Source organism: Curtobacterium sp. MCJR17_055 (assembly GCF_003224335.1).
Lineage (GTDB): Bacteria > Actinomycetota > Actinomycetes > Actinomycetales > Microbacteriaceae > Curtobacterium.
Genome location: NZ_QKLF01000003.1, coordinates 157,646 through 177,744 on the forward strand (window position 1 = coordinate 157,646; position 20,099 = coordinate 177,744).

17 protein-coding genes are annotated in these 20,099 nt (G+C 71.7%); all 17 read left to right on the forward strand.

The features are described from left to right. Window positions 1-31: 31 nt before the first annotated feature. The 17 genes from DEJ16_RS08240 (at window position 32) to DEJ16_RS08320 (ending at window position 19,980) form a co-directional block, all read left to right on the forward strand. Complete coding sequence (locus DEJ16_RS08240) at window positions 32-706, forward strand: L-threonylcarbamoyladenylate synthase (protein WP_110825226.1); 675 nt, start codon at window positions 32-34, stop codon at window positions 704-706. Beyond that, on the forward strand, window positions 703-1,956 hold the full coding sequence (locus DEJ16_RS08245; RefSeq protein WP_110825116.1) for an MraY family glycosyltransferase: 1,254 nt from the start codon (window positions 703-705) through the stop codon (window positions 1,954-1,956). Before DEJ16_RS08240 ends, DEJ16_RS08245 begins: the two co-directional genes overlap by 4 nt. Beyond that, the gene (locus tag DEJ16_RS08250) at window positions 1,953-2,432 is read left to right on the forward strand and encodes a hypothetical protein (protein ID WP_110825115.1); all 480 of its coding nucleotides are present in this window, start codon (window positions 1,953-1,955) and stop codon (window positions 2,430-2,432) included. The genes DEJ16_RS08245 and DEJ16_RS08250 overlap by 4 nt, the downstream gene beginning before the upstream one ends. 104 nt (window positions 2,433-2,536) lie before the next feature. After that, window positions 2,537-3,397: a F0F1 ATP synthase subunit A gene (gene atpB, locus DEJ16_RS08255; RefSeq protein ID WP_258365879.1), complete on the forward strand. Its 861-nt coding sequence runs from the start codon at window positions 2,537-2,539 to the stop codon at window positions 3,395-3,397. Between the two features lie 61 nt (window positions 3,398-3,458). Beyond that, entirely contained in the window at window positions 3,459-3,698 is a 240-nt protein-coding gene (gene atpE / locus DEJ16_RS08260) for an ATP synthase F0 subunit C (protein ID WP_110825114.1), read from the forward strand. Window positions 3,699-3,707: 9 nt separating this feature from the next. Then, window positions 3,708-4,271, forward strand: a complete 564-nt coding sequence (locus tag DEJ16_RS08265; protein WP_110825113.1) for a F0F1 ATP synthase subunit B — start codon at window positions 3,708-3,710, stop codon at window positions 4,269-4,271. Between the two features lie 2 nt (window positions 4,272-4,273). Further along, complete coding sequence (locus DEJ16_RS08270) at window positions 4,274-5,068, forward strand: F0F1 ATP synthase subunit delta (protein WP_110825112.1); 795 nt, start codon at window positions 4,274-4,276, stop codon at window positions 5,066-5,068. Window positions 5,069-5,175: 107 nt separating this feature from the next. Further along, window positions 5,176-6,804 carry a F0F1 ATP synthase subunit alpha gene (gene atpA / locus DEJ16_RS08275; RefSeq protein WP_110825111.1) on the forward strand — a complete coding sequence of 543 codons (1,629 nt, stop codon included), beginning with the start codon at window positions 5,176-5,178 and terminating at the stop codon, window positions 6,802-6,804. Beyond that, window positions 6,805-7,707 carry a F0F1 ATP synthase subunit gamma gene (locus DEJ16_RS08280; protein ID WP_110825110.1) on the forward strand — a complete coding sequence of 301 codons (903 nt, stop codon included), beginning with the start codon at window positions 6,805-6,807 and terminating at the stop codon, window positions 7,705-7,707. 49 nt (window positions 7,708-7,756) lie between these two features. Beyond that, on the forward strand, window positions 7,757-9,211 hold the full coding sequence (gene atpD / locus DEJ16_RS08285) for a F0F1 ATP synthase subunit beta (RefSeq protein WP_110825109.1): 1,455 nt from the start codon (window positions 7,757-7,759) through the stop codon (window positions 9,209-9,211). Between the two features lies 1 nt (window position 9,212). Then, window positions 9,213-9,476, forward strand: coding sequence for a F0F1 ATP synthase subunit epsilon (locus DEJ16_RS08290; RefSeq protein WP_110825108.1), 264 nt, complete (start codon window positions 9,213-9,215; stop codon window positions 9,474-9,476). A 5-nt stretch (window positions 9,477-9,481) separates the two neighbouring features. Next, on the forward strand, window positions 9,482-10,243 hold the full coding sequence (locus DEJ16_RS08295; protein ID WP_110825107.1) for a YaaA family protein: 762 nt from the start codon (window positions 9,482-9,484) through the stop codon (window positions 10,241-10,243). A gap of 114 nt (window positions 10,244-10,357) precedes the next feature. After that, window positions 10,358-10,906: a hypothetical protein gene (locus tag DEJ16_RS08300; protein ID WP_146232850.1), complete on the forward strand. Its 549-nt coding sequence runs from the start codon at window positions 10,358-10,360 to the stop codon at window positions 10,904-10,906. Window positions 10,907-10,960: 54 nt separating this feature from the next. Further along, window positions 10,961-11,671 (forward strand): hypothetical protein, encoded by a 711-nt coding sequence (locus DEJ16_RS08305; RefSeq protein WP_110825105.1) that lies wholly within the window; start codon window positions 10,961-10,963, stop codon window positions 11,669-11,671. After that, on the forward strand, window positions 11,668-12,495 hold the full coding sequence (locus DEJ16_RS08310) for a PP2C family serine/threonine-protein phosphatase (RefSeq protein ID WP_110825104.1): 828 nt from the start codon (window positions 11,668-11,670) through the stop codon (window positions 12,493-12,495). Before DEJ16_RS08305 ends, DEJ16_RS08310 begins: the two co-directional genes overlap by 4 nt. Window positions 12,496-12,655: 160 nt before the next feature. Next, window positions 12,656-14,068: a serine/threonine-protein kinase gene (locus tag DEJ16_RS08315; RefSeq protein ID WP_110825103.1), complete on the forward strand. Its 1,413-nt coding sequence runs from the start codon at window positions 12,656-12,658 to the stop codon at window positions 14,066-14,068. After that, on the forward strand, window positions 14,041-19,980 hold the full coding sequence (locus tag DEJ16_RS08320; RefSeq protein ID WP_110825102.1) for an Ig-like domain-containing protein: 5,940 nt from the start codon (window positions 14,041-14,043) through the stop codon (window positions 19,978-19,980). The genes DEJ16_RS08315 and DEJ16_RS08320 overlap by 28 nt, the downstream gene beginning before the upstream one ends. The last annotated feature ends 119 nt before the right edge of the window (window positions 19,981-20,099 follow it).

Below are 20,099 nucleotides of genomic sequence, written 5' to 3' on the forward strand. Positions count from 1 at the left end.
CCTATCCTCGCGCACTATCATCGTGCAGGTCATGGCTTCCCGATACGACTGTTCCGACCCCGACGGGCTCCTGACCGGCATGCGGCTCGCACGGACCGCCCTCGGTCGGGGCGAACTCGTCGTCGTGCCCACCGACACCGTCTACGGCGTCGCGGCGGACGCGTTCAGCGCCTCGGCCGTGCAGCGCCTGCTCGACGCGAAGGGCCGGACGCGGCAGTCGCCGCCGCCGGTGCTCATCCCGGGCGTCGCGACGCTCGACGCGCTCGCCAGCGAGGTCCCCGAGCCGGTGCGCCAGCTCGTCGATGCGTTCTGGCCCGGTGGTCTCACCGTGATCCTCCGTGCGCAGCCGTCGCTCGACTGGGACCTCGGTGAGACGCGGGGGACCGTCGCGCTCCGGATGCCGGACTCGCGCATCGCCCTCGAGCTCCTGCGCGAGGTCGGTCCGCTCGCGGTCTCCTCGGCGAACTCCACCGGCGACCCGGCCGCGATGGACGTCGACGACGCCGAGCGCATGCTCGGTGACAGCGTCGCGGTCTACCTCGACGGCGGAGCGCTGGCGCCGCACGACGGTGCTGCAGCGTCGACCGGTTCCACCATCGTGGACGCGACCGGTCTGTCCGCGGGGGAGGGCCTCCGCATCGTCCGCCACGGTGTGATCCCGGACGACGAGATCAGACGGGTCGTCGGGGACGACCTCGTCCGGTGAAGTTCTACCTGCTCGCGGGGGTCATCTCGGCGGTCGTGAGCTTCCTCGTCAGTTGGCTCGTGTGGAAGCTCGGGATCAAGTACAAGTGGTACCCGAAGGTCCGTGAGCGGGACGTGCACCGGACGCCCACCCCGCGTCTCGGGGGCATCGCGATGTTCCTCGGCGTGATCGTCTCCCTGCTCTGCGCGTGGTTCCTCTTCCCGGCGATCGCGGGACAGGACTACTTCCGGCTCGTCTTCGGCGAGCCGGGGCGGGTGATCGCCGTCCTGGCGGGCGCGACCATCATCGTCGTGCTCGGCGTCGCGGACGACATCTGGGACCTCGACTGGATGACGAAGCTCGCCGGACAGATCATCGCCGCGGGGATCCTCGCCTGGCAGGGCGTCGCGATCGTCTCGCTGCCGATCGGCAACACGCTCGGCGTCGGCTCGTCCTACATGAGCCTCATCTTCACGGTGCTCGCGGTCGTGCTCGTCATGAACGCGGTGAACTTCATCGACGGGCTCGACGGACTCGTGGCCGGGGTCGCGATCATCGCGGGCGGGGTGTTCTTCCTCTACACGTTCTTCATCAACCGCGTGGTCGTGGAGACGGAGTTCTTCTTCAACCTGCCGTCGCTGCTCACCGCGGTGCTCGTCGGCGCCTGCGCCGGGTTCCTCGTGCTCAACTGGCACCCCGCGAAGCTCTTCATGGGGGACGCCGGCGCGCTGCTGGTCGGGTTCCTGATGGCGACGAGCGCGGTGTCGATCACGGGCAACATCGACCCCGCAGCCGTCCGGACCCGGACCGACCTGCTGCCGGCGTTCATCCCGATCCTGCTGCCGTTCGCCATCCTCGTCGTGCCGATCCTCGACTTCGGCCTGGCCGTGATCCGACGGGTGAGCGCCGGGAAGTCGCCGTTCTCCGCGGACCGGAAGCACCTGCACCACCGCCTGCTCGACATGGGGCACTCGCACTTCCACGCGGTGCTCATCTTCTACGCGTGGACGGCAGTGGTCGCCTTCGGCTGCCTGCTCTTCCTCTTCGTGAACTGGTGGTGGGTCGCGGCGTTCGTCGCGGTCGGGTTCACGGTGTGTGCCATCGTGACGTTCGCCCCACTCGGCCGGAAGCGGGTCGAGATCGCGGCGCAGACCACCGCGTCCGCCGGTGCGCCGTTCGACGCCAGCTACGACCCGCTCGACCGTGCCGCCGCCGTCCGGGACCCGCGACCGCGGCCCCGGCCCCGCTCGACCCCTGGAGACCCATCGTGACCGCACCGAACGCGCTCGACCACGTCCGGCCGGTGTTCCGCCGCATCCTCGTGCAGGGTGCCGGCCTCGCCGCCGCCCTCGCGCTCGTCGGCGGTGTCGTCGGGTGGTTCGTCGCCGGTGGCCCCGGCCTGACCGGCGGGCTCATCGGCGCCGTGATGAGCGTCGTCTTCTGCGGTCTGACCGCGGTGAGCGTCCTCCTCGCGATCCGGTTCTCGGGCGGACAGATGGTCTCTGGTGCGTTCTTCGGCACGATCATGGGGACGTTCCTGGTCAAGTTCGTGCTCTTCATCGTCGTCCTCGTCGCGCTCAAGGACCGGGACTGGGTGGACACCCCGGTGTTGGCCGTCGCGATCATCGTCGGCGTCATCGGGTCGCTCGTGATCGACGTCACGGTCATCGCGCGGTCCCGGGTCCCGATCGGGGTGTCCCTCCCCGGAGACCGCACAGACGCTGGGGATCGCGACCCGGCTGCCTGAGAGCCCGAGAAGCCGCGCACACCTGATACGCTTCTGGAGCCCGCTGCCGGAGCACGAGCTCGGACGGGCAAGCCTCCACTTCAGTCCACCTCCGCGTGCCATGCGTGCGCGCCCCGACACAGGAGACAGCGCTGCTATCCCACGCTCTTCCCCTGTCCCTCATCGCTGCGGGTAACCCCGTCGCGGCGGGGAGCAGCAAGGCCGCCGAGTTCCATGGTCCGTCGATCAACGAGTTCTTCCCGGACCCGATCTTCTTCGCCGGTACTGCGTTCGAGATGGACCGCATCGTCCTCATCCGCTTCTTCGCGGTGGCCGTGCTCCTCGTCTTCGCGTTCGCCGGAACCCGCGCGCTCAAGCTGGTCCCCAACCGTGGACAGGCCTTCATCGAGTACGCCTTCGACGTCGTCCGTCGCAACACCTTCGACAACCTGGGTGAGAAGGACGGCAAGCGCTTCCTGCCGCTCCTCGCGACGATCTTCTTCGGCGTCCTGTTCATGAACCTCACGGGACTCGTCCCGTTCATGAACATCGCCGGTACCAGCCGCATCGCGATGCCGATGATCCTCGCGATCGTCGCGTACGTCGCCTTCATCTACGCGGGCCTCCGCAAGCACCCGGGCACGTTCCTCCGGAACTCGCTCTTCCCGCCCGGGGTGCCGTGGTTCCTGTACATCATCGTGACGCCGATCGAGATCGTGTCGACCTTCGTGCTCCGTCCGATCACGCTGACGCTGCGACTCCTGATGAACATGGTCGTCGGGCACCTGCTCCTCGTCCTGTTCTTCTCGGCGACCTGGTTCTTCTTCTTCGACGCGGAGAGCCTCTTCAAGTTGTTCGGTGTCGGGACGCTCGCGTTCGGCATCGCCTTCAGCTTCTTCGAAGTCCTCGTCGGATTGCTCCAGGCGTACGTCTTCATGCTGCTGACGGCCGTCTACATCCAGCTCGCGCTGGCTGACGAGCACTGACACCCTTCTGACCCCCTACGGGACCGACACTCGTCGGACTCGCACCTCGAAAGGAAAACACGTGGACGCAACGACCGTTCTCGCGGAGATCAACGGCAACATCGCGACGGTTGGCTACGGCCTCGCTGCGATCGGCCCGGCCATCGGCGTCGGCATCGTCGTCGGCAAGACCATCGAGTCCGTGGCCCGCCAGCCCGAACTCCAGGGTCGCCTCACCACCCTCATGTACATCGGTATCGCCTTCACCGAGGCCCTTGCCTTCATCGGCATCGCGACGTACTTCATCTTCACCGCCCAGTAAGGCATCTCGATGCAGACTGCACTCATCATCGCGGCGGAGGAGACCCACAATCCGCTGATCCCACCGGTGTACGACATCGTGTGGTCCGCGGTGGCCTTCGTCATCATCTTCATCGTGATGTGGCGTGTCGTCACACCGCGCATCACGAAGATGCTCGATGAGCGCACCGAGGCCATCGAGGGCGGCATCAAGAAGGCCGAAGCCGCCCAGCAACAGGCCGCTGCTGCGCTCGACGAGTACAACAAGCAGCTGGCGGACGCGCGTGCCGAGGCGTCGCGCATCCGTGAGCAGGCCCGTGCCGACGCGACCGCGATCGGCAACGAGGTCCGCGAGCAGGCCACGGCCGATGCCGCACGCATCACCGCGAACGCCCAGGCGCAGATCGAGGCCGAGCGCCAGAGCGCGCTCCAGTCGCTCCGCACCGAGGTCGGCACGCTCGCACTCGACCTCGCGTCGGGTGTCATCGGCGAGTCCCTCCGGGACGACGCCAAGGCGACCGCCGTCGTCGACCGCTTCCTCGCCGACCTCGAGTCGTCGAAGGGCGCCCAGACGGCTGCCGGAACGGAGCACTGAGCATGCGTAGCGCCACCCGCGAAGCGATGTCGTCCACCCGGGCGGCCCTCGCAGACCTCGGCGGCGCCGTCGACCTCACGGTCGGGACGGAGATCTTCGCCGCAGGGCGTGCGATCGCCCGTGCGCCGCAGCTGCTCAACCTGCTCGCGGACCCGACCGCCGACACCGCCGGCAAGAAGGTCCTCATCGACCGCGTCTTCGCCGGTCAGAGCGACGCCTCGCGCGCCGTCCTGAGCGCGGTGGCCGGATCGCGCTGGTCCTCCCAGGGGGACCTGCTCGCCGGCATCGAGGACGCGGCCGTCCGGGCCGTGGCAGCGACGGCGGACCAGTCGACCGCCATCGAGGCCGAACTGTTCGCCTTCGAGACCGCGGTCCGTTCGGACGCCGGCCTCGAGCTCGCGCTCGGGACCAAGCTCGGCAGCCCCGACCAGAAGGGTTCGCTGGCCGAGCGTCTCCTGGGCGGCAAGGTCTCCGTGCAGACGATCACGATCGTGTCGAACCTCGTGCAGCAGCCCCGCGGCCGCCGCATCGGTGAGATCGTCCGTGACGCCTCGCGGATCGTCGCCGACCAGGCGGACAAGCTCGTCGCCACGGTCATCACGGCAGCCCCGCTGTCCGACGAGCAGGCGGCTCGCGTCGCCCGCGGCATCGGCGAGCGGTACGGCCGGGACATCAGCGTCAACCAGGTCGTCGACCCCACCGTCCTCGGCGGGGTCCGGGTGCAGGTCGGCGGCGACGTCATCGACGGCACCGTCACGTCCCGGCTCGCCGACCTCCGTCTCCAGCTCGCGCGCTGAGCGTACGGTCGAAGACGCCCCACCCAAGTCCACAACGGGAACTGTCGTCCGCGGCAGCATCACCCTCTCGGAGCCGAAGGGCCCCGGAAAACCACAAGGAAAATCCCATGGCAGACATCACCATCAGCCCCGATGAGATCCGTGATGCCCTGAAGGACTTCGTCTCGAACTACGAGCCGACGAAGGCCTCCACGGCCGAGGTCGGGCACGTCACCGACGCCGGTGACGGAATCGCCCACGTCGAAGGCCTCCCCGGCGTCATGGCCAACGAGCTCATCCGCTTCGCGGACGGCACGCTCGGCCTGGCGCAGAACCTGGACGAGGACGAGATCGGCGCCATCGTGCTCGGCGAGTTCGGCGGCGTCGAGGAGGGCCAGGAGGTCACCCGCACCGGCGAGGTCCTCTCCGCGCCCGTCGGCGACGCCTTCCTCGGCCGCGTGGTCGACCCGCTCGGCGCTCCGATCGACGGTCTCGGCGAGATCGCTGCGGAAGGCCGTCGCGCCCTCGAGCTCCAGGCCCCGGGCGTCATGTCCCGCAAGTCGGTGCACGAGCCGCTCCAGACCGGCATCAAGGCGATCGACGCGATGATCCCCGTCGGCCGCGGTCAGCGTCAGCTGATCATCGGCGACCGCCAGACCGGCAAGACGGCCATCGCGATCGACACGATCATCAACCAGAAGGCCAACTGGGAGTCCGGCGACGTCGACAAGCAGGTCCGCTGCATCTACGTCGCGATCGGCCAGAAGGGCTCGACGATCGCGTCCGTCAAGGGTGCGCTCGAGGACGCCGGCGCGATGGAGTACACCACCATCGTCGCCGCCCCGGCATCCGACCCGGCCGGCTTCAAGTACCTCGCCCCGTACACCGGTTCCGCCATCGGTCAGCACTGGATGTACCAGGGCAAGCACGTCCTGATCATCTTCGACGACCTGTCCAAGCAGGCCGAGGCGTACCGAGCCGTGTCCCTCCTCCTCCGTCGTCCGCCGGGACGCGAGGCCTACCCGGGCGACGTCTTCTACCTGCACTCCCGCCTGCTGGAGCGTTGCGCCAAGCTGTCCGACGAGCTCGGCGCCGGTTCGATGACGGGCCTCCCGATCATCGAGACCAAGGCGAACGACGTCTCGGCGTACATCCCCACCAACGTGATCTCGATCACCGACGGCCAGATCTTCCTGCAGTCGGACCTGTTCAACGCGAACCAGCGTCCGGCCGTCGACGTGGGCATCTCGGTGTCCCGCGTCGGTGGTGACGCGCAGGTGAAGTCGATCAAGAAGGTCTCCGGCACGCTGAAGCTCGAGCTGGCGCAGTACCGCTCGCTCGAGGCATTCGCGATGTTCGCGTCCGACCTCGACCAGGCGTCGCGCCGTCAGCTCGACCGTGGTGCGCGTCTGACCGAGCTGCTCAAGCAGCCGCAGTACTCGCCGTACCCCGTCGAGGAGCAGGTCGTCTCGATCTGGGCCGGCACCAACGGCAAGCTCGACGAGGTCCCCGTCTCCGACGTGCTGCGCTTCGAGGGCGAGCTGCTCGAGCACCTGCGTCGCAACTCGGACGTGCTCACCACGCTGCGTGAGACGAACCAGCTCAGCGACGAGACCGTCGCCGAGATGTCGAAGCAGATCGACGCCTTCACGAAGGGCTTCCAGACCAGCGACGGCAAGACCCTGGGCTCCGAGAACGTCGAGTCCGCTTCGGCCGATGACGTCGACCAGGAGCAGATCGTCAAGGGTCGTCGCTAGATGGCGGCACAGGTCCGGGTCTACCGACAGCGCATCAAGTCGGCGAAGACCACCAAGAAGGTCACCCGCGCGATGGAGTTGATCTCGGCGTCGCGGATCCAGAAGGCCCAGGCCCGCATGGCCGCGTCCGGCCCGTACTCGCGGGCCGTGACGCGGGCGGTGTCGGCCGTGGCGACGTTCTCGAACGTCGACCACGTGCTGACCACCGAGCCGGCGACGTCGACGCGTGCAGCCGTGGTGCTGTTCACGTCGGACCGGGGCCTGAACGGCGCGTTCAGCACGAACGTCCTCAAGCAGGGCGAGGAGCTCGCCTCCCTGCTCCGCAGCGAGGGCAAGGACGTCGTCTTCTACCTGGTCGGACGCAAGTCCGTCGGGTACTTCGCGTTCCGCGAGCGTCCGTCCGAGCGCCAGTGGGTCGGCAACACCGACCAGCCGGAGTTCTCGACGGCGAAGGAGATCGGCGACGCGGTCGTGTCGAAGTTCCTCCAGGACACGGCTGAGGGCGGCGTGGACGAGATCCACATCGTGTTCAACCGCTTCCTCAGCCTCGCCACGCAGGAGCCGCAGGTCGTCCGGTTGCTCCCGCTCGAGGTCGTCGACGGGGTGGAAGCCCCGTCGAACGACGAGCCCCTCCCGCTGTACGAGTTCGAGCCGGACGCGGACGCAGTCCTCGACGCCCTGCTCCCGGTCTACATCGAGAGCCGCATCTTCAACGCCATGCTGCAGTCGGCCGCTTCCGAGCACGCCGCCCGCCAGAAGGCGATGAAGTCGGCGAGCGACAACGCCGACTCGCTGATCCGCGACTTCACCCGACTCGCCAACAACGCGCGTCAGGCCGAGATCACGCAGCAGATCTCCGAGATCGTCGGCGGCGCCGACGCACTCTCGTCGAAGAAGAAGTAGTGGTCCGCGCAGCTCGCGGACAGAACCCACCCTCAGGAAGGCACCAGCCATGACCGACACCGCCACCACCGCGGTCGAGACGTCGTCGGCGCCCGGTGTCGGCCGGATCGCCCGTGTCACGGGTCCCGTCGTCGACATCGAGTTCCCGCACGACGCCATCCCCGAGATGTACAACCTCCTGTTCACGACGATCACCATCGGTGACTCGTCGCAGGAGATCGGTCTCGAGGTCGCGCAGCACCTCGGTGACGACCTCGTCCGTGCGATCTCGCTGAAGCCGACCGACGGTCTCGTCCGCGGCCAGGAAGTCCGCGACTCCGGCGCTCCGATCTCGGTGCCCGTGGGCGACGTGACCAAGGGCAAGGTCTTCGACGTGCTCGGCAACGTGCTGAACACGGACGAGAAGCTCGAGATCACCGAGCGCTGGCCGATCCACCGCAAGGCCCCGGCCTTCGACCAGCTCGAGTCCAAGACCTCGATGTTCGAGACCGGCATCAAGTCGATCGACCTCCTCACGCCGTACGTGCAGGGTGGCAAGATCGGCCTCTTCGGTGGTGCGGGCGTCGGCAAGACCGTCCTCATCCAGGAGATGATCCAGCGCGTCGCGCAGGACCACGGTGGTGTGTCGGTGTTCGCCGGTGTCGGTGAGCGCACCCGTGAGGGCAACGACCTCATCGGTGAGATGGAAGAGGCGGGGGTCTTCGACAAGACGGCCCTCGTGTTCGGCCAGATGGACGAGCCGCCGGGAACGCGCCTCCGCGTGGCCCTGTCGGCGCTGACGATGGCGGAGTACTTCCGCGACGTGCAGAAGCAGGACGTCCTGCTCTTCATCGACAACATCTTCCGCTTCACGCAGGCCGGTTCCGAGGTCTCCACGCTGCTCGGTCGCATGCCGTCCGCGGTGGGCTACCAGCCGAACCTCGCCGACGAGATGGGTGTGCTCCAGGAGCGCATCACCTCGACGCGTGGTCACTCGATCACCTCGCTGCAGGCGATCTACGTGCCGGCCGACGACTACACCGACCCGGCGCCGGCCACGACGTTCGCGCACCTCGACGCCACGACCGAGCTGTCGCGTGAGATCGCGTCGCAGGGTCTGTACCCGGCGATCGACCCGCTGACGTCGACCTCGCGGATCATGGACCCCCGGTACCTGGGTGCTGACCACTACGAGACCGCGACCCGCGTCAAGGCGATCCTGCAGAAGAACAAGGAACTGCAGGAGATCATCGCGATCCTCGGTGTGGACGAGCTCTCCGAAGAGGACAAGATCACCGTCGAGCGTGCTCGCCGGATCCAGCAGTTCCTCTCGCAGAACACGTACATGGCGAAGAAGTTCACGGGCGTCGAGGGTTCGACCGTCCCGCTGAAGGACACGATCGAGTCCTTCCGCGCCATCGCCGACGGCCAGTTCGACCACGTTGCGACGCAGGCGTTCTTCAACGTCGGTGGCATCAACGACGTCGAAGAGAAGTGGGCACAGATCCAGAAGGAGAACCGCTGAGATGGCGGGTCTCACCGTGAGTGTCGTCTCGGCTGACCGCGAGGTCTGGTCGGGCGACACCACCATGGTCGTCGCACGGACGACGGAGGGCCAGATCGGCATCCTCGCGGGACACGAGCCGATGCTCGCCACCCTCGCGCAGGGTCAGGTCCGCATCACGCGGGCCGACGGCTCGACCGTCGCGGTCGACGCGGAGGACGGCTTCCTCTCCGTCGAGCACGACACGGTCACGATCGTGGCGCGGCAGGCCGCGCTCGCGTCCTGACCGGACTGACCGTCCTCCTCCCGCCGTCCGAGACGAAGCGGGAGGGCGGGGACCCGGAGCGCACCCTCGACCTGAGGGCGCTCTCCTTCCCGGAACTGGCCACAGAGCGGGCCGCGGTGATCACCGCGGCCCGCTCCGTCAGTTCCGAGGAGTCCACCGCGCGGGCGGCGCTCAAGCTCGGACCGAGGTCGGTCGCGGAACGGCTCCGGAACCTCGTGCTGCACGAGAGTCCGACGATGCCGGCGATCGAGCGCTACACGGGCGTGCTCTACGACCCGCTCGACGTGCCGGCGGCCGACGCCACCACGCGTGCGTGGTGGGCGGAACACGTCGTCGTGCAGTCGGCGATGTTCGGGCCGGTCGGGGCAGCGGACCCGGTGCCGGCGTACCGGTTGTCGCACGACTCCCGACTGCCGGGCCTCCGGCTCGCGACGCACTGGCCGGCCCCGGCGGGTGCTGCCCTGACGGGCCGCACCGGGGGGCTCGTGCTCGACCTCCGCTCGGAGGGGTACCGGGCACTCGGGCCGGTCGAGGGCGCCGTGGTCCTGCGGGTGGTGTCCGTCACCGCGGACGGGCGGCGGAAGGCGCTGAACCACTGGAACAAGACCGCGAAGGGACGGCTCGTCGCGCTGCTCGGTCGGACCGGTGCAGCGGTCTCGTCGACGGCGGACCTCGTCGACTGGGCAGCGGGGAACGGGGTCGACCTCGAACGCCGCGGGGACGCATGGGACCTCGTCGCAGAGAGCCTCGAGCCGGCGACGGCCTGACCGCCGTCCCCTGCCGTCCCGACCGTTCGTCCACAGGGTGCGGACGCGGCAGGCACGTCCACGGGTCGGGCCGGGAGTGACGATGCGGTGGTCGCCGGTCGGCAGGCTGTCGGCATGGAGACCACCACGATCAGCACCACGACCGACCCGTACACACGACACACCCGCGAGATCGCCGCTGCCGTGACCCTGCCGGCAGCCGCCCGTGCCCTCGTCGCTCCGGAGGACCTCAGTGCGTCGGGAGCAGTCGCGGTCACGACCGCCTGCGGGGCGCTCGCGACCCGGCTCGCCCTCGTCCGGTTCCTCGCCGATCCGGGTCCGATGGACGCCGCGGACGTCCGGCCGCTCGACCCGTTCAGCGAGCCGACGCCGTCGGCGCTGCACGGTTCGGGTCCGGAACCGGATCGGGACCGGGTGCGGACCGCGGGGGACCGGTGCGTCGAGGCGTGGCGTCGGTGGACGCGGTCATCGGACTCCGGGCTGTCCGAGATCGGTGTCGCCGGTGCCCTCGCACTCGGAGCCTGGTGTTCGTGGGCCCTCGGCTCCGAGCTCCGGGCGACGACCCGGGCGCGCCACGCCCTCGCGGTCCGGGCGGACGACCCGCTCGCCGGGCTCGTGCTGCGGACCTGTCGCGCCGGCGCCCGCGCGGCGTGGCGGAGGTGAAGCCCCGGTGCACCGCATCGTCTACGGTGGGGGTGCCGACGGGAGGAGCCGCACGTGCACGACGAGGACGACCTCGACGACACCGTGCTCCGTCCTGCGCGCCGGCGGGATGCGGAGCCGGACGACCTCGGTGACACCGTCGGCAGCGCTGCCCGCCCGGCTGCGGGCACCTGGGGGAGCGTCGGCAGCGGACTCCCCGGTGCGCCGGCCGGGTCCGACGGAGCATCGGCGGCCGGGTCGGACGGAGCATCGGCGTCCGCGTCCGCCCAGACGTCGGGCCCGGCAGCTCGGTGGACGCCGTCCGTCCCGGTGCCCGCCGTCCGCATCGGCGACCGCGTGCACCGCCTCGACCGACCGGTGGTCGTCGGGCGACGCCCGGCATCGCCGCGCGTGGTCCCGGGCGCGGCGCCGGAGCTCGTCACGGTGGCGTCGCCGACCGGCCTCGTCTCGTCGTCGCACGTGCGCTTCTCCGCCGCCGGGACCTCCACGGTCGTCGACGACCTCGGGTCGACCAACGGCACGGTCATCCGGCCCGCGGGCGCTCCGCCGCACCGGATGCCGTCCGGCGCCTCGATGGTCGTGCTGACCGGTACGGTTGTCGACATCGGTGACGGCAACGGGATCGAGGTGCTGTCGCCGTTCACGCGGGCGGTGCCGCCCGTCGTCGCACGCCCGTCCGACCGGTGGCCGTCCGACACGTCGTCCCCCGGTCCCTCCCCGGACCCCGGTCCGTCCCGAACACCAGAGAGCGATCCTGAACCGTGACCGAACTCGGCCGAGCAGCCTCCGCCCACGCGATCGACGTCCCCGGTGCCGGGGGTGAGACCCTCACGCTCTCCTGGGGTGCGGCGACCGACGTCGGTCGACGCCGGGACCACAACGAGGACAGCTACATCGTCGCAGCGCCGTTCTTCGTCGTCGCGGACGGCATGGGCGGGCACCTCGCGGGGGACCGCGCCAGTGACGCCGTCGTCCGACGGCTCGGTGCGTCGACCGACGAGTCGTTCGCATCGCGCCAGACGATCCAGCACGCGCTGCTGCTCGCGACGGCGGACATCGAGCGCGCAGCGGGCGGGAACGCCCTCGGGGCGGGGACGACGGTGACCGGTGTCGCACTCGTCGCCGGCCAGGGGCAGCCCGCGGCGCTCGTCTTCAACGTGGGGGACTCCCGCACCTACCGGAGCGAGGCCGGAGGGCCGTTGCGTCGTCTGACGGTCGACCACTCGGTCGTGCAGGAGATGGTCGACGCCGGCGTGCTCCGCGCCGAGGACGCCGAGTCGCACCCCGACAGCAACGTCATCACGCGGGCCGTCGGGTTCGGCGAGCCGCCGGAGCCGGACTGGTGGACGATCCCGCTGCGGACCGGCGACCGGTACCTGGTGTGCTCGGACGGCCTGACCAAGGAGATCGGCGACGTCGGCATCTCGCGCATCGCCGCGAAGGTCGCGGACCCGCAGGAGCTCGCCGAGCGCCTGGTGGGCGACGCGGTCATCGCGGGCGGGCGTGACAACGTCACGGTCGTCGTGCTGCAGGTCGACGCTGCACCGGCGGGCCCGGACGACGTGGACGACACCCTCCCGCGCCACTGAGCCGCGAGGGCCCGGGTGCGCCCCGTCCGGTCACGCAGGCCCCCGAACTGGGGGTCCGGCGCGTGTCCGCCTCCGGCGACCGGCCCCGAGCCGTCACCGCTGCTTCGTAGACTGTCCTGACCGTGTCGAGAGCAGGCCGTCCGGCCGGGAAGGAGCGACCATGGCCCGCCGGCTGCCGTCGAGCCCTCCCGTCCTGCCCGGCTTCACCGCCGTGCACGTGCTCGGGTCGGGCGGCTTCGCCGACGTCTTCCTCTACGAGCAGGACATGCCGCGTCGACAGGTCGCGGTGAAGGTCCTCCTCGACGAGGTCGTCGACGACCGCGTCCGCCAGATGTTCCAGCTCGAGGCCAACCTCATGGCCCGGCTGAGCACCCACCCCTCGATCCTCACCGTCTTCCAGGCGAGCGTCGCGGCGGACGGACGGCCCTACCTCGTCATGGAGCTGTGCTCGTCGTCGCTGAGCGACCGCTACCGGCGCGAGCCGGTCCCGGTGTCGCAGGTCCTCTCGATCGGTGTGCGCATCGGTGCCGCGCTCGAGACCGCGCACCGCGAGGGCGTGCTGCACCGGGACGTCAAGCCGTCGAACATCCTCATGACGGCCTACGGCAACCCGGTCCTCAGCGACTTCGGCATCGCCGCGTCCCTCGGTGAGGCCGACCCCGACGAGCCGATCGGCATGTCCATCCCGTGGTCGGCACCCGAGGTGCTGTCCGACGAGTCCCGCGGGTCGATCCAGTCCGAGGTCTACTCGCTGGCGGCCACGATCTCGACCCTGCTCGCCGGGCGGAGCCCGTTCGAGGTCCCCGGCGGTGCGAACGGCGCCGCCGACCTGATGGCCCGCATCGACAAGGGCGGCCCACGCCCCACCGGACGGCCGGACGTCCCCCCGACCCTCGAGCGCGTCCTCGCCGCCGGCATGGCCCGTCGTCCCGCGGACCGCCCCGCGACCGTCCTCGACCTCGTGCGTGGGTTCCAGCAGGTCGAGGCCGAGCTCGGCCTCCCGCAGACGCATGCCGACGTCGCCGTGGAGAGCTGGGCCGTGACGACACCGACGGCAGAGGGTGACCGGACCGTGGTCCGCGCCCTCCAGCCTCCCGTCCGTGCCGGTCGCCGACGGCGTCGACGCCGAGCCGTCCTCGGTGGCGTCGACGGCACCGGTTCGCGGAGCGTCGGGACGGTGCACCGCACCGGCTCGTCCGCCCGCGCCCGACGCGGCCCGCGCACGACCGTCGTGTGGGCCTCCGTGGCGTCCGCCGTCGTCGTCGCCGCACTGGCGGTGACGGCCGTCGTGGTCGTCACCCGCGACGCCGACGCGTCCATCCCCACCGTGGCCGGGATCAGCACGAGCACGACCGGGTCGTCGGTCACGTTCCGCTGGGACGACCCGGGCCTGCGCCCCGGGGACACGTACGTCGTCACCTCGGGCGGGTCGACGAGCCAGCAGTCCGGCACGTCCTTCGTGGTCACCGGACGCTCGGGTGTCGAGGAGTGCGTCACCGTCGCGGTGAACCGGGACGGGCGTACCGGGGCCGTGAGCGACCAGCGGTGCGCGACGATCGGCGGCGCCTCGTGATCCGGCGGCTGTTCCGCGCGCACCGGTCGGCGGCGCTGACGTCCGTGGTCGCCGTCGTCGTCGGCGCGGTCGTCACCGGGACGGCTCTCGTGTCGACCGGGTACCACACGCAGCGTGTCGACCTCGGTGACGGCACGGTCTGGGTGCCGTCCGCGGAGTACGGCGCGGTCGGTCGCGCGAACCCCGGGGTGCTCGAGCTCAACACCGCGGTGTCGACGTCCTCCGACGCCGTCGACGTCCTGCAGCACGGGTCGACCGTGTACAGCGTCGACCGGACGAAGGGGACGGTCGCACGGGTCGACGTCGCGGACGCCACCCTGGGTGACGCCGTCACGCTGCCCGCGGGCAGCCCGGACGTCTTCTTCGCGGGGCGCACCGCGGTCGTCGGGAACGGCGACACCGGCGAGCTCTGGACCACGCCCGCGTCCGCGCTCGAGGACTTCGACGCCTCGACGAAGGCCGACCTGACGCTCGGCGCCGACGCGGTGTTCGACGCCGCCGACGACCGCGTCGCCGTCTACTCGCCCCGCACGTCGACCGCGTCCCTCGTCGACCTCGGTGCCACGCCGACCGTCGCGCACCGGTGGACGGTCCGGATGGACCGCACGCACGACCTACAGGTCGCCGCGTTCGGCGACCACGTCGCCGTGCTCGACCAGACCGACGGTGTGCTCGCGGTGGACGGGCGCCGGGTCGACCTCGCGAGCCGTGTCGGCGCGGCACCCGCGCTCCAGCGGTCGTCGGACGGTGGTGCGAGCGTCACCGTCGCCGGTGCGACCGGCCTCGTCCGGGTCGGGCCGTCGGGTTCCGTCGACGCCGTCCCGCTCGCCGTCTCCGGGCGGGCCGCACGACCCCTCGTCAGCGGCTCGTGCACGTACGGTGCCTGGAACGGTGGTCAGGCCGTCGACACGTGCGCCGGCCGGGCCGTGCAGGACCTCGACCGCGTCCCGGGGGGTGCCGCCCTCCGGATCGTGCACAACGGCGCCGCGGTGGTCGCGAACGACCCGGAAAGCGGCCGGACGTGGGCGGTCGGGCGGAGCGGGCAGCTCATCGACAACTGGGCGGACCTGGTCGACCGCGCGGACGACCGCCAGCAGGAGCGCATCGCCGAGGACGACCCCGAGGTGCAGGAGGACCAGGCGCCGCCGGTCGCCGTCGACGACGACCTCGGGGCGCGTCCCGGACGCACCACGACCCTCCCGGTCCTCCTCAACGACCACGACCCGAACGGCGACCCGCTCGTCGTGAGCGAGGTCGGCACGGTCCCGGCGGCTCGCGGCACCGTCGCGATCGTGTCCGACGGGCAGCGGCTGCAGGTCACCCTGCCCGACGACGCGTCCGGCGTCCTGACCTTCCCGTACACGATCACGGACGGCAACGGAGGCTCGGACACGGCCGCCGTGCGCGTCACGGTCCGCTCCGACTCGGTCAACGAGCCGCCGCGGCAGGTCCGGGACACGCGGGCCGACGTCGTGCGCGGCGGCCACGTCACGACGAACGTCCTCGGGGACTGGATCGACCCCGACGGCGACCCCGTGTTCCTCCGCTCGGCGACGCCGTCCGACGGGGACGCGGCCTCGACGACGCCGGACGGGCTGCTCGACTACCGCAACGACAGCGGCCGCACCGGCGAGCGGACGCAGCTGGTCGTCGTGAGCGACGGCCGCGACCAGGGTCGGGGCTCGGTCACGGTCGACGTCGCCGCGCCCGGGGACGTCCCGCTCCGCGCCGACTCGTTCCCCGTCTCCGGGTACGCCGGCAAGCCCTTCACGGTCGACCCGCTCGAGCACGTCCGCGGCGGGAACGGCACGGTGACGCTGACGAGCGTGTCGTCGGCGTCCGGCCTGACCATCACCCCGTCCTACGACGCCGGCACCTTCCGGGTCGTCGCGCGGGCCGCCGGCGACGCCCAACTCGAGTACACGGTCACCGACGGCGTCAAGACCACGAGCGGCGTCGTCCGGGTCACGGTGCTCGCGCCGCCCGACGCCTCGAGCGCCCCGGTCACGACGCCGAAGACCGTGTTCGTCAACACCCTCGGCACGAAGGACACCGACGTCACGGCGACCGACTCCGACCCGTCCGGCGGCGTCCTCCTCGTGACCGGGCTCGACGGCCCCGCGGACGGATCGGGCGTGCAGGCGAGCGTCCTCGACCAGCACGTGGTCCGCGTGACGCTGACCGCCCCGCTGGCCGGCCCGGTGTCCTTCCGGTACACGGTGTCGAACGGACTGGCCTCGGCGACCGGCACGGTGACCGTCGTCGAGATCCCGGAGCCGGACCGCATCCAGCCGCCGGTGGCCCAGCCGGACACGGCGACGGTCCGCGTCGGGGACGTGACGGACATCGACGTCCTCGCGAACGACACCCAGCCCGAGGGCGGCTCGCTGACGCTGCTGCCCGACCTGGTGCAGGACGTCCCGGGCGGCAGCGGCCTGCTGTTCGTGTCGGGCGACCGGCTCCGGTACCTCGCACCGACCACGCCGGGCACGTACACGGCGGCCTACCGTGTCGCCGGCCCGGACGGGCAGACCGCCGACGCGACCGTCTCCATCTCGGTCCGCGACCGCGACCGGACGACGAACAGCGCCCCGGTGCCCCAGACGGTGACGGCCCGCGTCGTCGCCGGGCAGACGGTCCGGATCGCGGTGCCCCTCGCCGACACCGACCCGGACGGCGACTCCGTACAGCTCGTCGGCGTCGGGTCGAACCCGGAGAAGGGCGCTGTCACGGAGGTCACGACGGATGCGCTGACGTACGAGGCCGGCGACTACTCCGCCGGCACGGACGAGTTCACGTACACGGTGGTCGACGCTCTCGGCGCCCGCGCCACCGGAACGGTCCGCGTCGGCATCGCGCCGCGTGCCGACCAGGCGTCGGACCCGGTCGCGCAGGCCGACCGCGTCACGATCCGGCCCGGTGGCACCGTGACGGTCCGGGTCCTGCAGAACGACTCGGACCCCGAGGGCGGGCGGCTCCGCGTCGCGTCCGCCGAGCCGACGGGGTCGGGCGTGCGGGCCCGGGTCCTCGGCGGCGAGACGGTGCGCGTCACGCCGCCCGCGTCCGCGCGCGCGGGTGACTTCGCCGTCCTGTACACCGTGACGAACGAGCGGGCCGGGTCCAGCACCGCCTTCCTCACCGTCACGGTGGACCCCGACGCGTCGCCGCTCCGGCCCGAGGTCGACGACACCGTGCTCGACCTGCAGGACGTCCTCGGGCGCGACTCCGTCACGGTCGACGTGCTCCGGAACGTGTTCGCGGCCGAGGGCACGCGCGCGGACCTCCGGGTCGGCCTCGTCGGTGGCCACCGGAGCGGCGCCCGCGTCACCGACGACGACCGGATCGCGGTGCGGATCACGGCACGGTCGCAGGTGATCCCGTTCTCGGTGGCCCTGCGCGACCAGCCGGACGTCGTCTCGCTCGGCTTCGTCCACGTGCCCGGCACCGACGACGCCCTGCCCCAGGTCGACCGGTCCGCGCCCGCCGTCACGGTGCGGAGCGAGTCGACGGTGCGGATCCCGCTCGACCGCTACGTCGTGACCGCCACCGGCCGCACCGCCACGCTGACCGACCGCGGTGCCGTGAAGGCCACCCACGCCAGCGGCGGCTCGCTCGTGGTCGACAGCTCGACGCTGCAGTTCACCTCCGCCGAGCTGTACTACGGCAACGCGTCGATCTCGTTCGAGGTCACCGACGGCTCGGACGCCGACGGCGGCAAGGGGCGGGTCGCGACCCTGGTCCTGCCGATCACCGTCACGCCCCGGTCGAACCAGCCGCCGTCGCTGAGCGGGACCACGCTCGAGCTCCAGCCGGGCGACACCCGCACACTCGACCTCACGAAGCTCACCGACTACCCGTACCCGGCCGACCTGCCGGAGCTGCGGTACTCGGTGGTCGACCGACCGGGTGGCGGCACCACCGCCTCGGTGACCGGGCAGCGCCTCACCGTGCGGGTGCCGGAGTCCGCACGGACCGGGACGAGCACCTCCGTCGGCGTCGGCGTCGCGGACGCGACCAACGCCGGTCGCGCGGGCCGGATCGTCGTCGACGTCGTGACCTCGACCCGACCGCTCGTGCAGCCCGCGCCGGACAGCGCCGTCGTCGCCCGTGGCACGACCACGACGGTCGACGTCCTGGCGAACGACCGGCCGACGAACCCGTTCCCCGGCGAGCCGCTCCGCGTGACCGACATCCGCGGGCTCGGCGGCGGGCTGCCGTCCGGCGTCTCGGTGACCCCGACTGCCGACCGCTCGCGCCTCCGCGTGACGGTCGCGCGGGACGCGAGGCCGGTCGACGCGCACCTGCAGTACCGTGTCGCCGACGTCACGGGGGACACGGCACGGTCCGTGTGGGGCGACGTCACGATCTCCGTGCAGGACGTGCCCGACGCGCCCGGGACCCCGACCCGGACCGGGTCGTCCGAGGGCGGCCGCGTGACGCTCTCCTGGTCGACCCCGCGGGCGAACAACTCGGCGATCACCGGCTACCGGGTGACGGGGACGAACGGCGTCTCACAGGACTGCGGCACCGCGACCGTCTGCACGGTCACGGGGCTCGACCCGACGGCGTCGTACCGGTTCTCCGTCACCGCCGCGAACGCCGTCGGTCGGTCGGACCCGTCCGCGCAGTCGGCCGCGATGAGCGCGGACTTCGTGCCCGCGGCACCGACCGGCACGACGGTCGCCCCGGACCGCACCACGCCGAACCGGCTCGACGTCCGCTGGGACGCCGTGCCGCGTCCGTCGCGGGGGAGCCTCGTCGACCAGTACGTGGTCACCGTCGCCGGGCCGGGGCTCAGCACCACGAAGACCGTCCGCGGTGCCACCGCCACGACCTTCGACGGCGCCCTCAGCGGTGCGACGTACGCGGTCACGGTCTCGGCACGGAACGACGCGGCCCGCGACGGCACCGCCGTGCAGTGGAACACCGGTTCCGCGACGGGCGCCGCGGTCGGGACGCCCGGGACGGTCACCGCCCTCAGCGCCTCGACCGGCAGCACGCCCGACACCGACGGGCGGTCCACCGTGACCGTGACCTGGGGCGCGGCGGACGGCCGGGGCGGCAGCGGGCCGTCGTACGCCGCGTACCGGATCGCGGCGGGCTCGACGCCGACCTGCCGGAGCCTCGCCGGGGAGACGCCCGTCGGGACGGCGTCCGGCTCCGTCGACCGGGGCGTGCCGGCCGGCGTGACGCGGTACGCGGTCGTCGCCGACAACGGCCTGTTCTGCAGCGTGGCCGTCACGGACACGGTCGCCTACGAACGGCCCGCGGCTCCGGTCGCTCCGTCGGTCGGCCTCGTCGCGTCAGGCCAGCCGGACCGCGTCGACGCGCGCGTCACGGCCCCGACCACGAAGGTCGACCACTACCGCCTCGACACCGGGAGCGGGACGGTCGACCTGGCGCCCGGTGACTCCTGGACCGGTGTCCCCGGTGCCGGGTCGCGCAACACCGCCGTGAAGGTCGCCCTGCAGGCGTGCGGTGCCCCTGGTGACGCGTTCTGCTCGGACCGGACCTCCGCGACCGCGGGCGCCCTCGACCTGTCCGCGTCCGTGACGACGGCGGCGCACGGGCACCCGATCGTGGTGAGCGGCCCGGACGGCAGCGCCGTCGGATCGGTCCGCTACACCGCCACCTGGTACGACGCGGACGGCACGGTCCTGCCCGCGGGCGACGGCAACCCGTGGGACGGGTCCAGCGTCGGGCCCACCCCGCCGACGGACGCCTCGACGGTGTCGGTCCGGGCGTCCGTGACCACGTCGTTCGACGCGGACCTGACCCGTACAGGCACCGACTCCGACCCCGTCGACGTCGGCCCCGACCCGGACGCACCCGCGCCCGACCCCGCACCGATCCCGGGACAGGGCGACCCACCGGGGACGGGCGACCCGCCCGGCCAGGGCGCGTCCGGCTGACCGCCGGGCCGCCCCGCGGGCAGACACGGCTCGTCAGCCGTGCCCCGCCAGGCCGCGACGATCCAGACCGCGACGACCCAGACCCCACCGACCCGGCCCGCAGCACCCCGCCAACCGCA

Excerpts from the sequence above, each read along its gene's own strand:
- atpA (WP_110825111.1), top strand. The coding sequence starts at position 5,176 with ATGGCAGACATCACCATCAGCCCCGATGAGATCCGTGATGCCCTGAAG.
- DEJ16_RS08290 (WP_110825108.1), top strand. The coding sequence starts at position 9,213 with ATGGCGGGTCTCACCGTGAGTGTCGTCTCGGCTGACCGCGAGGTCTGG.
- DEJ16_RS08265 (WP_110825113.1), top strand. The coding sequence starts at position 3,708 with ATGCAGACTGCACTCATCATCGCGGCGGAGGAGACCCACAATCCGCTG.
- DEJ16_RS08270 (WP_110825112.1), top strand. The coding sequence starts at position 4,274 with ATGCGTAGCGCCACCCGCGAAGCGATGTCGTCCACCCGGGCGGCCCTC.
- DEJ16_RS08300 (WP_146232850.1), top strand. The coding sequence starts at position 10,358 with ATGGAGACCACCACGATCAGCACCACGACCGACCCGTACACACGACAC.
- DEJ16_RS08240 (WP_110825226.1), top strand. The coding sequence starts at position 32 with ATGGCTTCCCGATACGACTGTTCCGACCCCGACGGGCTCCTGACCGGC.
- atpD (WP_110825109.1), top strand. The coding sequence starts at position 7,757 with ATGACCGACACCGCCACCACCGCGGTCGAGACGTCGTCGGCGCCCGGT.
- DEJ16_RS08315 (WP_110825103.1), top strand. The coding sequence starts at position 12,656 with ATGGCCCGCCGGCTGCCGTCGAGCCCTCCCGTCCTGCCCGGCTTCACC.
- DEJ16_RS08280 (WP_110825110.1), top strand. The coding sequence starts at position 6,805 with ATGGCGGCACAGGTCCGGGTCTACCGACAGCGCATCAAGTCGGCGAAG.